18 protein-coding genes and 1 pseudogene are annotated in these 18508 nt (G+C 69.4%); 14 read left to right on the top strand and 5 right to left on the bottom strand.

Features of this window, described 5'->3' with window-relative positions; all coding sequences use genetic code 11:
• Window positions 1-73: 73 nt before the first annotated feature.
• Window positions 74-439: an STAS domain-containing protein gene (locus tag IE278_RS03075; RefSeq protein ID WP_246569790.1), complete on the bottom strand. Its 366-nt coding sequence runs from the start codon at window positions 437-439 to the stop codon at window positions 74-76.
• A gap of 234 nt (window positions 440-673) precedes the next feature.
• Here IE278_RS03075 and IE278_RS03070 point away from each other — a divergent pair, with 234 nt between their 5' ends.
• The 3 genes from IE278_RS03070 (at window position 674) to IE278_RS03060 (ending at window position 2974) form a co-directional block, all read left to right on the top strand.
• The gene (locus IE278_RS03070) at window positions 674-1069 is read left to right on the top strand and encodes an ATP-binding protein (RefSeq protein ID WP_189769057.1); all 396 of its coding nucleotides are present in this window, start codon (window positions 674-676) and stop codon (window positions 1067-1069) included.
• 179 nt (window positions 1070-1248) lie between these two features.
• Window positions 1249-1839: a TetR/AcrR family transcriptional regulator gene (locus tag IE278_RS03065; protein ID WP_246569788.1), complete on the top strand. Its 591-nt coding sequence runs from the start codon at window positions 1249-1251 to the stop codon at window positions 1837-1839.
• A 19-nt stretch (window positions 1840-1858) separates the two neighbouring features.
• Window positions 1859-2974 carry a DNA alkylation repair protein gene (locus IE278_RS03060; protein ID WP_189768382.1) on the top strand — a complete coding sequence of 372 codons (1116 nt, stop codon included), beginning with the start codon at window positions 1859-1861 and terminating at the stop codon, window positions 2972-2974.
• Window positions 2975-3025: 51 nt separating this feature from the next.
• Here the strand turns inward: IE278_RS03060 and IE278_RS03055 are convergent, their stop codons facing one another.
• Window positions 3026-3658: a TetR/AcrR family transcriptional regulator gene (locus IE278_RS03055; RefSeq protein ID WP_189768380.1), complete on the bottom strand. Its 633-nt coding sequence runs from the start codon at window positions 3656-3658 to the stop codon at window positions 3026-3028.
• A 110-nt stretch (window positions 3659-3768) separates the two neighbouring features.
• Between IE278_RS03055 and IE278_RS03050 the strand changes: the two genes are divergently transcribed.
• Window positions 3769-4731 carry a zinc-binding dehydrogenase gene (locus tag IE278_RS03050; protein ID WP_189768378.1) on the top strand — a complete coding sequence of 321 codons (963 nt, stop codon included), beginning with the start codon at window positions 3769-3771 and terminating at the stop codon, window positions 4729-4731.
• Window positions 4732-4751: 20 nt separating this feature from the next.
• Here the strand turns inward: IE278_RS03050 and IE278_RS03045 are convergent, their stop codons facing one another.
• The gene (locus IE278_RS03045) at window positions 4752-5471 is read right to left on the bottom strand and encodes a GntR family transcriptional regulator (RefSeq protein ID WP_189768376.1); all 720 of its coding nucleotides are present in this window, start codon (window positions 5469-5471) and stop codon (window positions 4752-4754) included.
• A 202-nt stretch (window positions 5472-5673) separates the two neighbouring features.
• Between IE278_RS03045 and IE278_RS03040 the strand changes: the two genes are divergently transcribed.
• The 10 genes and pseudogenes from IE278_RS03040 (at window position 5674) to IE278_RS03000 (ending at window position 17694) form a co-directional block, all read left to right on the top strand.
• A complete protein-coding gene (locus tag IE278_RS03040) occupies window positions 5674-7914 on the top strand; it encodes an MMPL family transporter (protein WP_189768374.1) in 2241 nt (746 codons plus the stop codon).
• Window positions 7915-7999: 85 nt separating this feature from the next.
• Window positions 8000-8722, top strand: a complete 723-nt coding sequence (locus IE278_RS03035; protein ID WP_189768372.1) for a response regulator transcription factor — start codon at window positions 8000-8002, stop codon at window positions 8720-8722.
• Window positions 8719-10155: a sensor histidine kinase gene (locus tag IE278_RS03030; protein ID WP_189768370.1), complete on the top strand. Its 1437-nt coding sequence runs from the start codon at window positions 8719-8721 to the stop codon at window positions 10153-10155. The genes IE278_RS03035 and IE278_RS03030 overlap by 4 nt, the downstream gene beginning before the upstream one ends.
• A gap of 196 nt (window positions 10156-10351) precedes the next feature.
• Window positions 10352-11473: an ABC transporter substrate-binding protein gene (locus IE278_RS03025; protein WP_189768369.1), complete on the top strand. Its 1122-nt coding sequence runs from the start codon at window positions 10352-10354 to the stop codon at window positions 11471-11473.
• Window positions 11470-13215, top strand: coding sequence for an ABC transporter permease (locus IE278_RS03020; protein WP_189768367.1), 1746 nt, complete (start codon window positions 11470-11472; stop codon window positions 13213-13215). Before IE278_RS03025 ends, IE278_RS03020 begins: the two co-directional genes overlap by 4 nt.
• Entirely contained in the window at window positions 13208-14320 is a 1113-nt protein-coding gene (locus IE278_RS03015; protein ID WP_189768365.1) for an ABC transporter ATP-binding protein, read from the top strand. Before IE278_RS03020 ends, IE278_RS03015 begins: the two co-directional genes overlap by 8 nt.
• Window positions 14304-15695, top strand: coding sequence for an acyclic terpene utilization AtuA family protein (locus tag IE278_RS03010; protein WP_189768363.1), 1392 nt, complete (start codon window positions 14304-14306; stop codon window positions 15693-15695). The genes IE278_RS03015 and IE278_RS03010 overlap by 17 nt, the downstream gene beginning before the upstream one ends.
• Window positions 15688-15945, top strand: a pseudogene (locus IE278_RS41800) (DUF4387 family protein); the annotation flags it as partial. The gene IE278_RS03010 and the pseudogene IE278_RS41800, both read left to right, overlap by 8 nt.
• Before the next feature lie 75 nt (window positions 15946-16020).
• The gene (locus IE278_RS03005; protein ID WP_373311894.1) at window positions 16021-16812 is read left to right on the top strand and encodes a class II aldolase/adducin family protein; all 792 of its coding nucleotides are present in this window, start codon (window positions 16021-16023) and stop codon (window positions 16810-16812) included.
• Window positions 16813-16822: 10 nt separating this feature from the next.
• Window positions 16823-17694, top strand: a protein-coding gene (locus tag IE278_RS03000) for an IS5 family transposase (protein WP_409350854.1) whose coding sequence is annotated in 2 segments (ribosomal slippage) — window positions 16823-17206 and window positions 17209-17694 — 870 coding nt in all. Because the reading frame shifts where the segments join, the coding sequence is not laid out codon by codon here.
• Window positions 17695-17792: 98 nt separating this feature from the next.
• Here IE278_RS03000 and IE278_RS02995 read toward each other — a convergent pair.
• Entirely contained in the window at window positions 17793-18164 is a 372-nt protein-coding gene (locus tag IE278_RS02995; RefSeq protein ID WP_189768361.1) for a fic family toxin-antitoxin system, toxin component, read from the bottom strand.
• Window positions 18161-18412, bottom strand: a complete 252-nt coding sequence (locus tag IE278_RS02990; protein WP_246569917.1) for a hypothetical protein — start codon at window positions 18410-18412, stop codon at window positions 18161-18163. Before IE278_RS02990 ends, IE278_RS02995 begins: the two co-directional genes overlap by 4 nt.
• Between the last annotated feature and the right edge of the window lie 96 nt (window positions 18413-18508).

Raw genomic sequence — 18508 nt, 5'->3', positions numbered from 1 at the left:
GCTCAGGAGTCCTGGGCCCAGTTACTCGGGCGGCCGGGCAGCCGGGCGGCCATCTGGCGATACGGCCGGGCGGTCAGGCGTTCACGGCCTGTTCAATGGTGGGGTGGCAACTGATCAACGTGTCCATCCCGACGATCTGCAGGATCCGCAGCACCGCTTCCTGGGCGCCTGCGATGCGCAGCCAGCCCTGGGTGTCGCTGACCGCCTGGTACGCGCCGATGAAGACGCTGATCCCGCTGGAGTCCATGAAGGTCACACCGCTGAGGTCGACCACGGTCCGCGGAGGCGTCTCACCGTCGGGCGACAGCAGAGCCTCGCTGAGCATGTCCTTGACGGTGTGGTCGATCTCGCCCCGCACGGTCACGACACGGATGCCGTCGATCGCGGAGTGCTCGACGGAGAGCTGGCCTGGCTGATCCACGCTCTGAATGGGGGTCACCGTCTCCTCGACTGCGGTTGTGTGCCCGGACTTGCCCCGGGCCACGAGGTGCCCGGCCATTGTGCCCGAACGCTTCACCTCCCGCACCCACACAGCTGTGCCGGAGAGCACATTTGTACGATGCATGAATGACGGGACCACGGGTAGCGGAGCGCCTGTGAACGGAGAATGAGGGCGGTGCCGGTGGGACCCCACGACGACGGTGACGGCTGTACAGGGTCGGACAGACACATGATGCAGACCGGCTACGCCATAGGCGGGGACGACGGATGCATCGCCGATGCCCGTCATCACGCCGCGGCCTTCCTCGAACGGGCTCGCACCGAGCACCACTCGGCCGTCACCGCCCGTGTGATGGATCTGACGCAGCTGGTGGTCAGCGAGCTGGTCACCAATGCCTGCAAGTACGCCCCCGGCCCCGTGCTGATGGAGCTGCGCGTGACCCTTGAGACGGTGGATGTCGTCGTGTGGGACAGCGACCCGACGGTCCCCGAGGCGCATGCCGCCGACGCGGGCAGGGTCGGCCAGCACGGCCTGGAGATCGTCAAAGCCGTCGCCAAGGACCTGGAGATCCACCAAGAGCCGGTCGGCAAGCGGATAACAGCCCGCATCGCCCTGTCCGACCCGTAAGGGAGCGGGTGCCTCTTCCTTCTTCCTGGATCCAGGGAGGCAGAATGCTCCGTCTTCCTGGGAGGTGGCGCGGGAGATGAGCAAAGGGCATGGCAGGGCGTGTGCGCTGCGGCGGTCCACGCGAGAACGCTCGTTCCAGGAATCGTCAGGGAGAACGGTCGTTCCGGTATAGTGAGGGCGTGACCTCGTCCCCCGCTTCCGGAACCTCGTCTCCGGCCCGCACCCGGCTCCTGGAGACGGCGTCCGCCATCTTCTACGCCGACGGCATCCGCCATGTCGGCGTGGACCGCATCATCGCCGAGGCCCAGGTCACCAGGGCCACCTTCTACCGGCACTTCCCCAGCAAGGAAGACCTCGTGCTCGCCCATGTCGAGCAGCGCGACCAGCAGATCAGGGCGCTGGTGACGGAGGCGTTCCGGGGGACCACCGACCCGGAGGCGCTGCTCGTCATGATGATGGCCGGGATCGGGGAGGAGATCTGCGGCCCCGGTTTCCGCGGCTGCCCGTTCATCAACGCGGCCGCCGAGTACCCGGACCCCGAGCACCCCGTCCGGCTGGCGGTCCAGGCACACCGGTCCTGGTTCCGGCAGACGGTCCTGAACCTCGTGACCGCCGCGGGCTGCACCGACCGCGAACACACCACGGCCGCTCTGGTGCTTCTGCGCGACGGGGCGATGACCGGGGGAGACCTGGACGATCCCGCCCAGGTGCGTGAACACCTGATGCGAAGCGCCCGCGCGATCCTCGCCGACGGGCGGAAGACCGAGTAACACCGCTGGAGAGCCCGCCATGCCGTTCGCCGACGAACTCATCGGCCGCCACACCGTGCAGAGCCTGATCAGTGCCATGCGGACGGCCGCTCCGGAGGCCGAACTCACGGCGCTGCGCGCGGCGCCCGAACTGATCGACCCGTTGTCCCTGCGGGAGCGTGCCGACCTGCTGCGCGACGCGCTGCTCGCGGACCTTCCGGGCGACTACGCGGCGCTGGCCCGGACGGTACGCGTCGCCCGCGACCACGCCCCGCAGTTCACCGGATGGCTGATCTGGCCGGTCACCAGCGCTCTCGCCACCCGCGCCGTCCAGGAGGGCGGGGCGGCGGCCTTCGACGACGCGATGGACCTCCTCGCGAGTCTCACCGGGCGCCTGTCCTCGGAGTTCGCCATCAGGACCCTGCTGCGGCACGATCTCGACCGGGCCCTCGGCGTCGTCGTGGGCGGCTGGACCGGCTCGGCCGACGCCGACGTGCGCAGGCTGGCCTCCGAAGGCACCCGCCCCTACCTTCCCTGGGCGGTACGGGTCCCGGACATCCTGGCCCGTCCCGCGGTGACCGTGCCCATCCTGGACGCCCTCTACCGCGACGAGAGCGAGTACGTACGCCGCTCGGTCGCCAACCATCTCAACGACCTCAGCCGCGACCATCCGGACATCGTCGTCGCCGCGGCCCGCCGCTGGCTGGAGAACCCCGGCGCCACCACGGAGCGCCTGGTGCGCCACGGGCTGCGCACCCTGGTCAAGCGAGGCCACCCCGGCGCCCTGGAACTGCTCGGATTCCCTCCCGCGACCCTGGAGGTCGAAGGACCCCGACTGGACCACGCCGTCGTCCCGTTCGGCGGCACGGTCCGCTTCACGGCGTCGATCCGCAACACCGGCGACGTCCAGGCGCGGCTCACGATCGACTACGTCGTGCACCACCGCAAGGCCAACGGCGGCCAGACCGGCAAGACCTTCAAACTCACCACCCGCACCCTCGCGCCGGACGAACGGATCGACATCGCGCGGGAGCACTCGTTCCGGCCGATCACGACGCGCCGCTACCACCCCGGGCCGCACGCCGTCTCCCTGCAGATCAACGGAGTCGCGACGGCCCGTGCAGACTTCGAACTGGCGGCCCCGGACACACCATGAGCGGCCCGCACCCGCACGGCTCCGTCAGGTGCTGTGAGCGGTGCTTGCAGTTCAGGTGATGTCCCGTGCCGTGAACGCCGGCCGTGCCGACGGCGGCAGCGGGGCGTGCCGGGGGCAGGCCTCGAACGCCTGGATCACGAACGCCGCGAAGCGCCGGGAGGCCATGACCTGGGCGGCGGTCGAGGCGGTGTGGAGCCCTTTGTTGGCCATGAGCATGAGGATGAGGTCGTCCAGGACGAAGTCGGGACGCAGGCGCCCCGCCTCCTTGGCGCGCTGGGCCAGTCCGGCGACCGCTCGCACCGTGTACTCACGGCCCGCGTCCACGTCGGCCGCGCCCGGGAACGTGGACATGAAGGCTTCGGTGAAACCCCGGTCGCGTGCGTGCAGTTCACAGACCTGCTCGATCACCTGGCAGAAGCCCCGCCAGGGATCGGGATCGGCGCACCCCTCGTCGACGATGGTGCGGCACGCGCGCAGCTGGTCCGCGAAGACCGCGGTGACCAGTGTCTGCTTGGTCGGGAAGCGCCGGTACAGGGTGGCGGGGCCGACCGCGGCGCGCCGGGCGATCTCCCGCATCGGTACGTCCAGGCCCTCGGCCGCGAACAGTTTCCTCGCCGCGTCGAGGATCCGTTCGCGGTTGTCCAGGGCGTCGGAACGCAGCGTGTGAGGCAAATGATCGGTCACCGCTCTCACTTTACCCAAGTGGACGGGGGCGTCCGTTAGCGTCCGGGAGCGGGAAGCAACCGCCCTGGTCACTGGGTGCGGCACATCGATCCGAGCACGTGGAGACGACAGTGAAGGCAATCGAGATCAGGACGTACGGCGGCCCCGAAGGTCTGGCCGTGGTCGACCTGCCCGCAGCCGTACCGGCCGCCGGAGAAGTGGTGATCGCCGCGGAAGCGGTGGGCGTCGGCGGTGTCGACACCGTGATCCGAAGCGGCGCTCTGGCGGCCTACGGCTTCAAGGAGGGGCATGTCCCCGGCAGCGAGGTGGCGGGCCCGGTCACCGCGGTGGGCGACGGCGTCGACCCGTCATGGATCGGCCGACGGGTGTGGGGATTCACCGGCACGGGCGGCGCCTATGCCGAACAGGCCGTCGCCCCGGTGCAGGAGATCCTTCCCCTCCCCGACGGGCTCTCCGCAGCCGACGCCGTGACGCTCGGCAGCTCAGGAGTCGTCGCCCACTACGCACTCGCGCATGCCCACTTCGCCCCCGGGGAGTCGGTCCTGGTGCGCGGCGCGGCCGGCAGCATCGGCATCATGACCGTCCAGTTGGCGGCCAGGGGCGGTGCCGCCGCGGTGGCGGTCACCACGTCGTCGGCCGAACGCGGCGCGCGGCTGGGCCGGTTGGGCGCGACCCATGTACTGGACCGGGCCGGGAACGGCGGACAGGACGCCCCGGCCGGCTACGACGTCATCATCGACATCGTCGCCGGTGACGCCATGCCGTCGTTCTTCGACAGGCTCAACCCGAACGGCCGGATGGTCGCCGTCGGCGTCGTGGCGGGCCAGCCACCGGCGGACTTCGGTACGAAGATGCTCGCCGCGTTCCGGAAGTCGCTGTCCTTCGCCACCTTCAGCGCGGACACCGTCACCTCGGCCGACCGGCACGCCGTACGGGGCGAACAGTTCGCCGCCGCGGTCCGTGGTGAGCTGGCGACGGTCGTGCACGAGTTGCTGCCGCTGGACCAAGCGGTGCTCGCGCACCGGAAGATGGACGACGGTGAGGTCTTCGGCAGGATCGTGCTGACGCCGTAGCCCTGCCCGGAGCAGCCGCGTCAGCTCGGGAAGCGCGTGGCGATCCGGGAGATGTTCGAGGTGTGGCTGTGTGCCCGCATCAGCTCCTCGGCCCGCTCGCCGTTGCCGGCGGCGATGGCCTCGTAGATGATCCGATGCTGTCTGTACCGCTCGTCGACCACCTTCGAGTGCTCGCCGCGCACCTCCGAGAGGATGCTGTCCCGCCGCTCCTCCGAGCCGAAGGCGTCGACGGTACGCAGCATCTGGACCAGGGTCGCGTTGCCGCTGGCCTGGTCCACGATCGTGTGGAAGTGGCGCATGAGTCCCTGGATCTCGAGCACCAGGTCCCGCTCCGAGTCGGTGCCCGCCTCCGCGTCGCGCAGTTCGCCGCGCAAGGCGTCCGCCCTGTCCAGGCAGTCGGACATCTCGCGGCGCTGGGCCGCCGTCGACTTCTCCGCGGCCAGCCGGGCGGCGAGGGCCCGGAGCACGTCCTCCATCATGGTGAACTCGCGCAGCTCTTCCTTGCCGAACTGTGCGATACGGACCGACCTGGGGCCCGTACGCTCCACCAGCCGGTCCTGTTCCAGGCGCCGCAGCGCTTCCCGGACAGGGGTCGCGCTGATGCTGAGGGACTCCGCCAGGCCGCGCTCCGTGACCTTCTCCCCGCGCTTCAGGGTTCCGGTGACGATGGCCTCGCGGATCGCGGTGTACGCCTGATCGCCGAGGGTGACCGGTGATGGGAGCTGGGGGAGCAGAGCCATGACGGACATGGTATTTGCTACAGCATAATTGTCAAACAAGCGAGCCGGTCGTCGAGAAGCCGTCCGGTCGTCGAGAGGCCTGTCCGGTCGTCGAGAAGGCGGCCGGCGACCGTCAAGAAACCCTCAGGTTCGGCGTGGGGTGGCCGTCAAGTCCGCCGAGCAGGATCAGTGCCTCAACCACCTACCCATGGGGGATGCAGGCATGGCAGCACTTCTGTACCGGCTGGGCGCTCTCGGCGCCCGACGGTGGCGAACGACGCTGGTCGGATGGCTCCTGGCACTCGGCGCGGTCACCGGCCTCGGCTTCTCGTTCGCCGGCTCCTTCGAGGACAGCGGTTCCATCCCCGGGTCACCGGCGCAGACCGCGTTGACCAAGATGGACCGTCACTTCCCCTCCCCGGACGTCCAGTCCGCGGACATCGTGTTCCAGGCCCCGCCCGGCCGCGAGGTGACCGACCCCGATCTGCGCGAGGCACTGGCGGCCGGCATCGCCGCGATGGGAGACGTCCACGGCGTGGCCGAGGTCGGAGACCCGGTCGAGGACGACACCGTCTCCGAGGACGGCCGCACCGCCGTCGCGCAGGTCGCCTTCACGACGAAGAAGGACGAGGACGTGCCCGCCGGCACGCTCGACGCCGTGAAGGACGCGGGGGAGCGGGCCAGGCAGGCAGGTCTCAGGACGGTCTACGGCGGTGACGCCTACGCCCCCTCGACCTCGCCCTTCGGGCCGCCCGAGATGGTCGGGCTGGGAGTGGCCCTGGTCATCCTCGTCATCACGTTCGGCTCGCTGCTCGCCGCGGGACTGCCGCTGATCACCGCGGTTCTCGGAGTCGTCGGCACCATGGCGGCCATGATGGGCGCGGCCACGGTGCTCGGAGTGAGTGACAGCGCGCCCACCCTGGCGATGATGCTGGGGCTCGCCGTGGGCATCGACTACGCCCTGTTCATCGTCTCGCGCCACCGGACCCAACTCGCCGCCGGCATGCCCGTCGTGGAGTCCGTCGCCCGCGCCAACGCGACCGCGGGCAGCGCGGTCGTCTTCGCCGGTGCCACGGTGGTCATCGCGCTCGCCGGACTCTCGGTGGCGGGTGTCCCGATGCTGACCTCCATGGGACTCGCGTCCGCGGGAGCCGTGGCCGCCGCCGTCGTACTGGCACTCGGACTGCTCCCCGCACTGCTGGGCATGGCCGGCCGCAGACTCATCCCCAAGGCCGGCACACGCCGGGTCCGGCGACCGGCACGGCAGGGCGGGACCTCGATGGGCGTGCGCTGGACCGAAGGCGTACTGCGTCGGCCGGTGCGTACGCTCGTCCTCGGAGCCGTCGCCCTCATCGCCCTGGCTCTTCCGGCGACACAGCTCAAGCTCGCCCTGACCGACGAGAGCAACAGCCCCACGACGACATCGAGCCGTCAGGCGTACGACCTGGTCGGTGACGCCTTCGGAGCCGGGGCGAACGGCCCGTTGGTGATCCTCGTCGAGGACGACGACCCGGCCGCCGTCGCCTCGACGGCCACCGCCGTCGAGGACAGGCTGCGGGACGTCGAGGGCATCGCGGACGTCAGCGGCGTCGAGGTGGCCGAGGACGAGTCGGCCGCGCGCATCCGGATCATCCCCGACACCGGACCGCGTACCCAGCAGACCAGCGACCTGGTCTCCCGGCTGCGCACCGAGATGAAGCCCGTCGCCGAGTCCGGTGGCAGCTATGTCGCCGTCACCGGTCTGACCGCGGTCAGCATCGACGTCTCCGACAAACTCAGCGGCGCGCTGGTCCCCTTCGCGGTCGTCGTGGTCGGCCTCTCCCTGCTCCTCCTGATGATCGCCTTCCGGTCCGTCGCCGTACCCGTCAAGGCCACCATCGGATTCCTGCTCTCCGTCGGTGCCGCGTTCGGAGCCACCGTCGCGGTCTTCCAATGGGGCTGGCTGGCCGGCCTGCTGGGGGTGGCGAGCACGGGGCCGGTGGCCGGGTTCATGCCCATCATCGTCATGGCCGTGCTGTTCGGACTCGCCATGGACTACGAGGTGTTCCTCGTGTCCGCCATGCGCGAGGACTACGTCCGTCACCGCGACGCCCGCGCCGCCATCCTCACCGGAGCCCGCGACGCCGCCCGCGTGGTCACCTCCGCCGCCCTCATCATGATCTCGGTATTCGTCGGCTTCCTGTTCTCGCACGACGCCGATATCATGCCGATCGCTTTCGCCCTGGCCTTCGGAGTCATGGTGGACGCCTTCCTGGTCCGTATGACACTCGTGCCGGCGGTACTGGCCCTTCTCGGGGACCGGGCCTGGTGGCTGCCCCGGCGCCTCGACCGCTTCCTGCCCCGGCTCGATGTGGAGGGCGAGAACTTCCACGCACCCGACACCGCACTCGATGCCGCGTCCGGCACCGCACCCGATGCCGCGCCCGAGACCCCCGGCAAGCAGTCCGCTCCAGTGGGCCTGTGACGTACCTGCGTCGGTCGCGTCGACGGGCTTCGGACCTGTGTCGGCAGACTTCGTGCAGCCCCATCCGCCCGCACAAGGAGCACGTATGAACGCCGTCGACGCACCGGGCACCACCGACCGGGTGCTCGTCATCGATGACGACCCCGGGATCAGGCGCCTGCTGGTCTCGGCCCTCGGATTCGCCGGATTCGCGGTGGACGTGGCGGGCGATCTGACCGAAGCGCTCGAACAGGTCGCCCGCCGCCCGCCCGACGTCATCGTCCTGGACGTCATGCTCCCCGGCGCCGACGGCTTCGAGATCCTGCAACTGCTGCGCGACCGCGGTATCGAGGTGCCGGTCCTCTTCCTCACCGCACGCGACGCGATCGAGGACCGGGTACGGGGGCTGCGGCTGGGCGGGGACGACTACGTCACCAAGCCGTTCAGCGTCGTCGAGGTCGGTGCCCGACTGCAGGCGCTGCTCCGGCGGGCCCGCAGCGGGGCACCGGCCGCCACCGAGGAGCCACCCCTGTCCCTCGCGGACCTCGCGATGGACGACCCACGCCACGAGGTCCGCCGCGCGGGCCGCCTCCTCGAACTGTCACCCACGGAATACCGCCTGCTGCACTACTTCCTGAGCCACCAGGGCCAGGTCCTCTCCCGCGCCCAGATCCTCGAAGCCGTCTGGCAGTACGACTTCGGGGGAGACACCGTCGTCGTCGAGCGGTTCGTCTCCAACCTCCGCCGCAAGATCGACCACGGTCGTCCGCCACTGCTGCACACCGTCCGAGGCGTCGGCTACACCCTCCGGGAGCAGGCCCGCACATGAGACTCCGCGACCGCCGCATCTGGTCCTTCTCCAGTGTCCGTCTGCGGCTGCTGACCGGCCTCGCCGTTCTGCTCGCGTCCGGACTGACGGCCAGCGCCGTCATCACCGGCGCCCTCCTGGAGGACTATCTGGACAGGCGCTACGAGAGGACCCTCGAAACGAGCGCCGACCGGATCACCGAAGTCATCGGCCGCGGTCCGCAGACCGCCGACGCCGACCAGCTCGGCACTCTTCTGGGGCCTCCGCTGGGTCTCGTCGCCGTGGACGCCGCCAACAAGGTGCTGCTGAGCACCGGTTCGGCGTCCTCGGCGGCCCGCCCGGTCGCCGCGCTCAGCACGACCGCGCCGGTCGGCACCATCGTCGACTACGACGGGCACGACGAGGAGCACGGCCTCGCCGTGATCCGTATCCCCAGCCCCGGGCTCACCGTCGACCGCGGACCCGGTGAGGACGACGTACGACCTGCGGCGCTCGTCCTCACCATCGACTCGTCGGTCGGCGACGGCACGGTCGGCGCCCTCGTCAAACGGCAGCTCGTCCTGGTCGGGACCGCGTTGCTGCTCCTGCTGGGGCTGGCCGTGCTCGTCCTGCGGCTGGGGCTGCGGCCCCTGGCCCGTATGGCGCGTACCGCCGACGCCATCGCCGAGGGCCATCTGACGGAACGGCTGCCGGCCACCCGGAACGGCAGCGAGGCCGACCGGCTCGCCGAGGCGGTCAACCGGGCCTTCGACGCCCAGGCCCGCGCGGAGGCGACCGTGCGCTCCCTGGCGGCCGACACCTCCCACGAGCTGCGCACCCCGCTCTCCACCATCTCGGGCTGGCTCGACCTGCACCGGCAGGGCGGTGTCTCGGGACCGGGTCTGGAGACAGCGCTCGAACACATCGAGAACGAGGTGGGACGGATGCGCCTGCTGGTCGAGGACCTCGCCCTGCTCGCACGCCTGGACGCCGGCCGTCCCGTCGAGCGGCACGACGTCGATCTCACGGAGCTGGCCGCCAGCGTCGTCGAGGACGCCCAGATCATCTATCCCCGACGCGCCATCACCCTGGCGCCCGCGCCCAGGGCGCCCGTCGTGGGCGAGGCCGACCGGCTCCAGCAAGTCCTGCGCAACCTCGTGGGCAACGCCGTCCAGCACACACCCGCCCGGACCGCCGTACGGGTCGAGATCACCCAGGACCGCGAGGGCGTGCGACTGCGCGTCATCGACGACGGTCCCGGTATCGCCGCCCAGGACCTGCCCCGTGTCTTCGAACGCTTCTGGCGCGCCGAGGCCAGCCGCAGCCGTGCCTACGGCGGCTCGGGCCTGGGCCTGGCCATCGTGGAGGCCATCGTGCACGCGCACCAGGGCGGGGTACGGGTGGAGTCCGAGGTCGGAGTGGGCACCACCGTCACCATCCGGCTCCCGCGCGTTCCGCGCGGCGCAACTGGTTGACAATGATGCTGTAGCAAATACCATCTCTACCCATGGGGTGACCCCAGTGGCCCCGCCCGGCGTATCGCCGTACTCACCGCCCTTGCCCTGCTCGGTGCGCTGATCTCCTCGACTTCCGCACCCCGAGTCGCCCGTCCCGCACGGAAAACCCCCGTTCATCTACGGCACTAGTGCTATAGCAAATAGTGGAGGATCAATGATGATCTCGCTCCCCAGGGCCTGTGCTCTGGCAGCCGCCTGCGCGGTCGTTCTGACCGCGTGCGGAGGCTCCACGGGTACGGACGGGTCGACGACACCGACCTCCTCGGTCGACGTGGGCAAGGCGGCGCCCGCCACCCCGCTCGACGCGGCCACCGTGGCCAGGGCCGAGAAACAGGGATCGGTCCTCCTCTACACGAACGCGGACGCCGACCAGATGGCGCCGCTCACCAAGGCCTTCGAGGCGAAGTACACCGGCATCGACGTACGTGTGCTGAACATGAACGACACACAGACCTTCCAGCGCTACGCCACCGAATCCGCCACCGGGGTGCGCACCGCGGACGTCGTCATGGCCACGGACGCGGTGGAAGTACTGAACTTCGTCGACAAGGGCAATGTCCTCGACTACCAGGACCCCAACCTCGAACACCTTCCCGCGTACGCGCGACTCGCCCCGGGAGTGGTCTCCATGTCGGAGGATCCGCTCGTCGCCGTGTACAACACCGCGCTCATTCCCAAGGACAAGCAGCCCAAGGACCTCACGTCCCTCGCCGAACTGTCCAAGTCCCTCAAAGGGAAAATCGGGACCACCGACATCAGCAACCCCCATTCCTTCGGCGCTGTCAGCAACTACACCGCCAAGCACGGCGACGCGGGGTGGAAGAACATCGAAGCCCTGGGCCCGAACACCGGCGTCGAGTCGGGCAACGGAAATCTGATGCAGAAACTGGCCCAAGGGCAGTACCAGGCCACCTATTTCGTGGCCGGCTCGGTCCGGGCGCTGATCGAGGGGGAGGAAGCGGCGAAGATCCTCAACTACACGTATCTGACGGACGGAACACCGCTCCTCCCGAGGGCCGTCGCCGTCACCAGGAAGGCGAAGTCGCCCGACGCGGGAAAGGTCTTCGTGAACTTCCTGCTGTCGGTCGAAGGACAGGAAGCCGCCTGCGAGGGCGGATTCACGCCGTACCGCGACGGAGTGAAGTGCGCCTACGGTCTGCCGGCCGTCGAAAAGGTCGTCGGCGCCGACAACATGATGCTCGGCGGCTATCCCAAGGACATCGTCAAGAACAAGCCGGTGATCGTCGACCGTTGGAAGAAGGCGTACGGCCGATGAGTACCGCCCCACTCCGGCCACCACCGGCCCGTATCCCCACGCCATCGCCGCAACGGCCCCGACGGCGTGGGATCTCCACCAACGCGAGCCACTACATTCTCTGGGCCGTCGCCCTGCTGGTCATCGTCGGGTCCGTCCTCCCGGTCGTGGCCGCCGCGCTGTGGTCGACCCCGCTCTACGAATCGGGCGGGCATCCGACGTGGGACAACTTCCACGCGCTGCTCACCGACCGCACCTGGTGGACCGCGGTCACCAACTCCGTACTGTTCGCCGCCCTCAACACCGTCGGATCGATTCTGGTGGGCGTGACGTGCGCGTTGTTCCTCACGCGCACCGACGTTCCAGGACGCCGGGTACTGACGACGCTCCTGCTCGTGCCGATCGCCCTGCCCGGACTCGTCCTCATCATCGGCTGGGCGGCCATGTGGACCCCGGCGGGGTTCGCGTCCTCCTGGCTGGAGACGCACACGGTCCTGAGCATGCCGGTCGACCTCTACAGCATCCCCGGCATGGCCGTGGTCGCGATGAGCGTGGCCTCACCCACCGTCTTCCTGCTGTGCCGCGGCACTCTGCTGTCGATCGACCCGTCCCTGGAGGACGCCGCCCGCACGTCGGGGGCGAGCCCGCTGCGCAGCCTGCTCTCCGTCAGCCTGCCGTTGATGCGTCCGGCGATCACGAACGCGGCGCTTCTCGTCTTCGCCCTCTCGATGGAAGTACTCGGACTGCCACTGATCCTGGGTTTCTCCAACAGGATCAGCCTGATCTCCACGTATCTCTACGACCACTGGGTGAACGACGCGCAGCAGGGCCTGGTGTCCGCCGGCGCGGTGTTCCTGCTCGTCGCGGTCTCCGCACTCCTCGTCCTGCGGAACCGGCTCGTGGGCGACACCGCGCGCTTCACCACGACCACCGGAAAACCCACCGGCGTCCGCATACTCCAACTGGGGCGTGCCCGCTGGTTCACAGCCGCCGCGATCGCCCTCTTCCTTCTCGTCTTCGTGGTCGTACCGCTCGCCGGAGTCGTCCTCGCGGCCTTCACCTCCATCCTGTCGCCCTTCATCTCCCCGTGGAGCGTCCTCACCTTCAGCAACTTCTCCGCCGTCTTCGAGAACCCGCTCTACACCGACTCGATCATCAACAGCCTGCTCATCGCGACAGTCGGCGGGGCGCTCACGACCCTCGCCATCGCCGTTCTCTCGGTCATCGCACACCGCTCCCGTTTCCGCTTCCGGGGATCCCTGCAACAGGGCATGCTGTGGCCGCGCATGATGCCGGCGCTCGTCACCGGCATGGCGTTCTTCTGGAGCTTCGCCCTCCTCGACCGATCCGGGGCCATCCGCGCCGGCCTGTGGGGCATCGGCATCGCGTTCGCGGTCAGAAGTCTCGCTCTCGGCTACAGCGCCTTCTATCCGGCACTCGCCGGAATCGGCGCCGACCTCGACAACGCCGCCCGTACGTCCGGCGCCACCTGGTGGACGGCGATGCGCACCATCGTCCTGCGCCTGGTCGCACCCGCCATGGGCGCCTCATTCGTGCTGCTTTTCGTAGCCATGCTCAACGACGCCGAACCGGCGGTGTTCCTTGTCACCGACGAGACCCCCGTACTCGGCCTCACCATGCTGCAACTCGCGGCAACAAGCATCGGCGGGACCGTCGCCGCGTTGGGAGTCATCCAGATGGTCATCACCTTGGTCGTCCTGGGCGCAGGCCGCGCCCTGCTGGGGGTGCGTCCGCGTGCCTAGTCTCCAACTGGACGGCATCACCAAACAGTTCGACCGTCATACCGCTCTGCACGAGGTGTCACTCACCGTTCAGGACGGCGAGATATTCACCCTGCTGGGCCCCAGCGGCTGTGGAAAGTCCACCACGCTGTGGTCGATCGCCGGTCTGCACCAGCCCGACTCGGGCAGCATCGCGTTCGGCGACCGTGTCGTCTTCGACCACGGGCGCGTCAACGTCGAACCGGAACACCGCAATTGCGGAGTCGTGTTCCAGTCCTACGCCATCTGGCCGCACATGTCGGTCGCGGAGAACGTGGGGTATCCCCTCAAACTCCGCAAGACCCCCCGGGCGGCACGCGAGCGGCGCGTGCGGGAGGTCCTCGAACTCGTCGAACTGAGCCGCCACGCAGGCCGCTACCCCCACGAGCTGTCCGGCGGCCAGCAGCAGCGGGTCGCACTGGCCCGGGCCCTCGCCCACCCACCCGACCTGCTGCTCCTGGACGAACCCTTCTCGAACCTGGACGCCAAACTCCGCGACCGGTCGAGGCAGTGGCTCAAGACACTCCAGTCGCAGGTCGGAGTCACCACCGTCTTCGTGACCCACGACCAGGACGAGGCCCTGTCCGTCAGCGACCGCGTCGCCGTCATGGACCGGGGAAGGGTACGCCAGGTCGGCACCCCCGCCGAGATCTACGAGCACCCGGCCGACCTGTTCGTCGCCGACTTCGTCGGAACCGCCAACATCCTCGCCGCGACGGTCGTCGAGGCGGACGGCACCCATGCCGTGCTCCGCGTCGACGGCGTCGCCGAGCCACTGAAGGTGCCGCACACGGACAGGCGGCTCGGTCCGGTACGGATCTGTGTCCGGCCCGAGAACATCGACATCCAGCGAGGCGCCGACGCGAGCCACCCCCGCAACACGCTGACGGCCAAGGTCGACAGCCAGGCCTACCTCGGCGACCACTACCGCTACACCATCCGCATCGGCGGCACCCCGGTGATCGTGACCACCACACGACCGGCGGCCACCGGCGAACTCACCGTCAGCCTTCCGCCGGAAGACATCCGCGTCTTCCACGAGGAAGCCGACTCCCACGAGGAGAACCACCATGCCCCCGTCCACTGACGCCGCCGCGCGGGTCGGAATCCTGACACCGTCAGGCATGCTCGGCGCCGGTTTCACCCCGGAGAGCATCGAGCGCGGCCTGACACTCCACCCGGACGTCATCGCGGTCGACGGCGGCTCCACCGACTCCGGACCCCACTACCTCGGCGCCGGTGTCGCGAAGACCACCGCCGCCGCGGTGGGCCGTGACCTGCGCATCCTCCTCAAGGCGGCCGCCACCGCCGACATCCCCCTCATCGTGGGCTCCTGCGGTACCAGCGGCACCGATTCCGGCGTCGACTGGGTGGCGGGGATCGCGGAACAGATCATGGCCGAGGAAGGCCTCGATCTGCGGATCGCCCGGATCTACAGCGAGCAGGAACCCACGTTCCTCAAGGGGGAACTCGACGCGGGACGGATCCACCCCCTGGCCCCGCACGGCCCCCTCGAACCGCACACGCTCGAAAGCTGCACGCACATCGTCGGCATGATGGGCCACGAACCCTTCGTCGAAGCGATCCGGGCGGGCGCCCAGGTCGTCCTCGCGGGACGGGCCACCGACACCGCCCTGGCCGCCGCCGTACCCCTGATGCTCGGCATGCCGGCCGGACCCACCTGGCACGCCGCCAAGATCGTCGAATGCGGCGGACAGTGCACCACGGACCCGCGGGCCGGCGGCGTCTTCGCCACCATCGACCACAGCGGTTTCGTCATCGAGCCCCTCGACCCGGCCAACGCCTGCACACCGATCTCGGTGGCCGCGCACATGCTGTACGAGACCGCCAACCCGTACCGGATGCGGGAACCGGCGGGCACGCTGGACGTCTCCGACGCCACCTACACCGCACTGGACGAGCGCCGGGTACGCGTCGAGGGATCCCGCTTCGAGCCCGCCGGGCAGCACACCATCAAACTCGAAGGAGCCAGGGTCACCGGCTACGAGACGGTCTCGTTCACCGGCATCCGCGACCCGTACATCACCGCCCACATCGACCGCTGGGCGGCGCTCCTGCGCGTCATCCTCACCGAGCGCGTCGGCCAGACCCTCGGACTGACCGACGACGACTACGGCCTGGACATCCGCCTCTACGGCCACAACGCGATTCTCGACGACATCGAGCCCGACTCCGGCCCACCCCGCGAGGTCGGCGTCATGCTCCTCGTCAACGCGCCCTCGCAGGCCACCGCGACAGCGATCGCCAAGGTCGCCAACCCCCTGATGCTGCACCTCCCGCTGCCGGAGATGGAGTACCTGCCCAGCTTCGCCTTCGCCACCTCACCGGCGGAGACCCAGCGCGGGGCGGCCTACGAGTTCGTCCTGAACCACGTCGTCGAGGTCGACTCGCCCACCAGCATGTTCCGCACCCAGCACTCCCGCGAGGTCTCCCATGTCTGAACACGTCCACCGTTCGACCGTGCTGGGTGACTACGCGACCGAGATCCGCTCCAAGAACGCCGGCCCCTTCTGGGTCACCTTGGAAACGTTCATGAAGGACAGCGCCGGATACGCCGTGGCGGCCGACGAGTCCATCCTCAACGAGGCGGTCGTCGCCGACCTGTACCGCGTGGACGCCGAGCAGGTCCAGATCTTCCGCATCCCCGCACTGAACGTCGTGAAGATCTCCTTCCCGCGCCCCGTCACCCAGGCCAGTCTCCGGGACCGGGACATCCACGCCGGCCAACACCACGTCCCACTGGCCGCGTTGAGGGTGCCCGACCGGCTGGGCCGGCAGGACCTGACGCCGATCCCGGAGGAGAAGCTGACCTTCCGGCTCCCCGCCGTGTTCAGCGACCCGGCCGCCGAGCGACGTCACCGCAAGGAACGCCTGGCCGGCGCCCTGCGCATCTTCGGCCGGTTCGGGTTCGAGGAAGGCGTCGCCGGACACATCACCGCACGCGACCCGGAGTTCCCCGACCACTTCTGGGTCAACCCCTTCGGCATGTCGTTCAAGCACGTGAAGGTCAGTGACCTGCTGCTCGTCAACCACCAGGGCGATGTCGTCCAGGGCCGCCACCGGGTGAACCGGGCAGCCTTCGCCATCCACGCGGCCGTCCACGCGGCACGGCCCGACGCGGTCGGCGCCGCCCACAGCCACTCGGTGTACGGCAAGGCGCTGTCGGCGACAGGCCAGCGCCTCGAACCCCTCACCCAGGACGCCTGCGCCTTCTACGAGGACCACGGCTGCTACGAGAACTACTCGGGCGTGGCCGACGACCCCGCGGAGGGCCGGCGCATCGCCGAGGCACTGGGCGGACACAAGGCGGTCATCCTCCGCAACCACGGCCTGCTCACCGCGGCGGGCTCGGTCGACGCCGCCGCGTACTGGTTCATCACCATGGAACGTTCGGCCCAGGCCCAACTCGCCGCCAAGGCATCGGGACCCACGATCCCGATCCCCCACGAAGAGGCCAAACTCACCTACGGCCAGGTGGGCTTCGACCTGGCGGGCTGGTTCCAGTTCCAGCCCCTCTTCGACCAGATCACCCGCACCGACCCGGACCTCTTCGACTAGGTCATTTCGTTTGGATCAGTCGGTCGTTGGTCCGGGTGTGCCGTTGACTGATGCGCAGTGGGCGCGGATTGAGCCGTTGCTTCCGGACCGGACGCCGAAGCGGGGTGGCCGCTGGCGGGACCATCGTGAGGTGATTGACGCGATCGCCTTCAAGTTCCAGACCGGCACCCAGTGGGTGCACCTGCCGGAGAAGTACGGCAACTGGCGGGGCGTCTACAACCGGCTGCGAATGTGGGCCGTCGACGGCACCTGGGAGCGGGTGTTCACCGCCCTGGTCGCACAGGCAGACGCTGACGAAGACCTCAACTGGGCCGTCTCGGTCGACTCGACCATCGTGCGCGCACACCAGCACGCGGCCGGAGCCCGCAAAAAGGGGCCCCGGCCGGCGAGCCGGACAACCACGCCATCGGCCGGTCCCGCGGCGGACTGACCACGAAGATCCACCTCGCGGCCGACGGCCGGTGCCGACCACTCGCGTTCGCCCTCACCGCAGGTCAGGCCGGCGACGCACCCGCCTTCACGGACGTCATGGCCCGCCTGCGCGTTCCCCGCCCTCTTGGACGGCCCCGCACCAGGCCGGACCTGGTCCTGGCCGACAAGGCCTATTCCTCCCGCGCGATCCGCGACCACCTGCGCAGACGCGGCATCCGCGCAGTGATCCCGGAACGCGCTGACCAGCAGGCCAACCGGCGGCAGCGCGGACAGGCGGGCGGCAGACCGCCGGCCTTCGACCGCGAGGCATACAAGCAGCGCAACACCGTCGAGCGGTGCATCAACCGCCTGAAGCAATGGCGCGGCATCGCCACCCGCTACGAGAAGACCGCGACCATCTACCTCGCTGGACTACACATCGCGGGCATCTTCCTCTGGTCCGCCCGCTGATCCAAACGAAACCGCCTAGAGGACCGTGTCCTGCCGGTCACGACGTACTGGCGCACGAGCATGACGACGCGCGCCAGCTTGCCCCGCTAGGAAACCCCTCAGGGTTTCCAGGTGCGGAGGATGGTGGCGATGCGGCTCGCGGTGCTGCGTGGGTTGGCCAGCTCATGGGCGAGGGCGGTGAGTTGTTCCCGTGTGGGGTCGACGGGAATGTTGCTGGCTTCGAGGTACATGACGGCGACGGCGCAGGCGACGGTGAGATTGGAGCGTTCCAGCCAGCGGCAGCGGCCGAGGTTGTGGACCAGGGCGGCGGCGCGGGCGTAGGGGCCGTCGTAGACGGGAGTGTCGAGGAGCTCGCCGCGGTGGCGCGCGACGGCGGCGATGGGCACGCCGTAGTCGTCGGCGGCCGGGTCACGGTGACCGGCCCGTTCGGCGACTTCGAGGATCCAGGATTCGTCGACGTGCAGGATCACGCGGCGGCACCCGGCTGCCGTGGCTGAGCGTACGGGGCGTCGAGCTGCTCCTCCAGGTCGTCGAGGAAGGTGCCGTGCTCCTCGATGAGCCGCTGGGCGGCTGCCATACCCGCGGCGCGGGCGCCGGTGGTGTCCTCGATGATCAGCCGTTCCACATAGCGGTTGAAGTCGAGTCGTCGGGCGGCCGCGGCGGCCTTGCCGGCGGCGAGGACGTCCTCTTCCAGCCGGACCTGCGTCTGCTTCTTCATGGAAGTCACACCCGCATGGTAGCAAGGTGGTAGCAGGCGTGCAGAGGGTCTGCCTGATATTTGTCGCCGTGTGTGCGAGTGCGCGTGGGAAGGCCA

The sequence above is a fragment of the Streptomyces tauricus genome (genome assembly GCF_014650955.1).
Classification (GTDB): domain Bacteria; phylum Actinomycetota; class Actinomycetes; order Streptomycetales; family Streptomycetaceae; genus Streptomyces; species Streptomyces tauricus.
The sequence above is the reverse complement of the archived record's forward strand: the minus strand, read 5'-3'. Positions and strand labels throughout refer to the sequence as shown.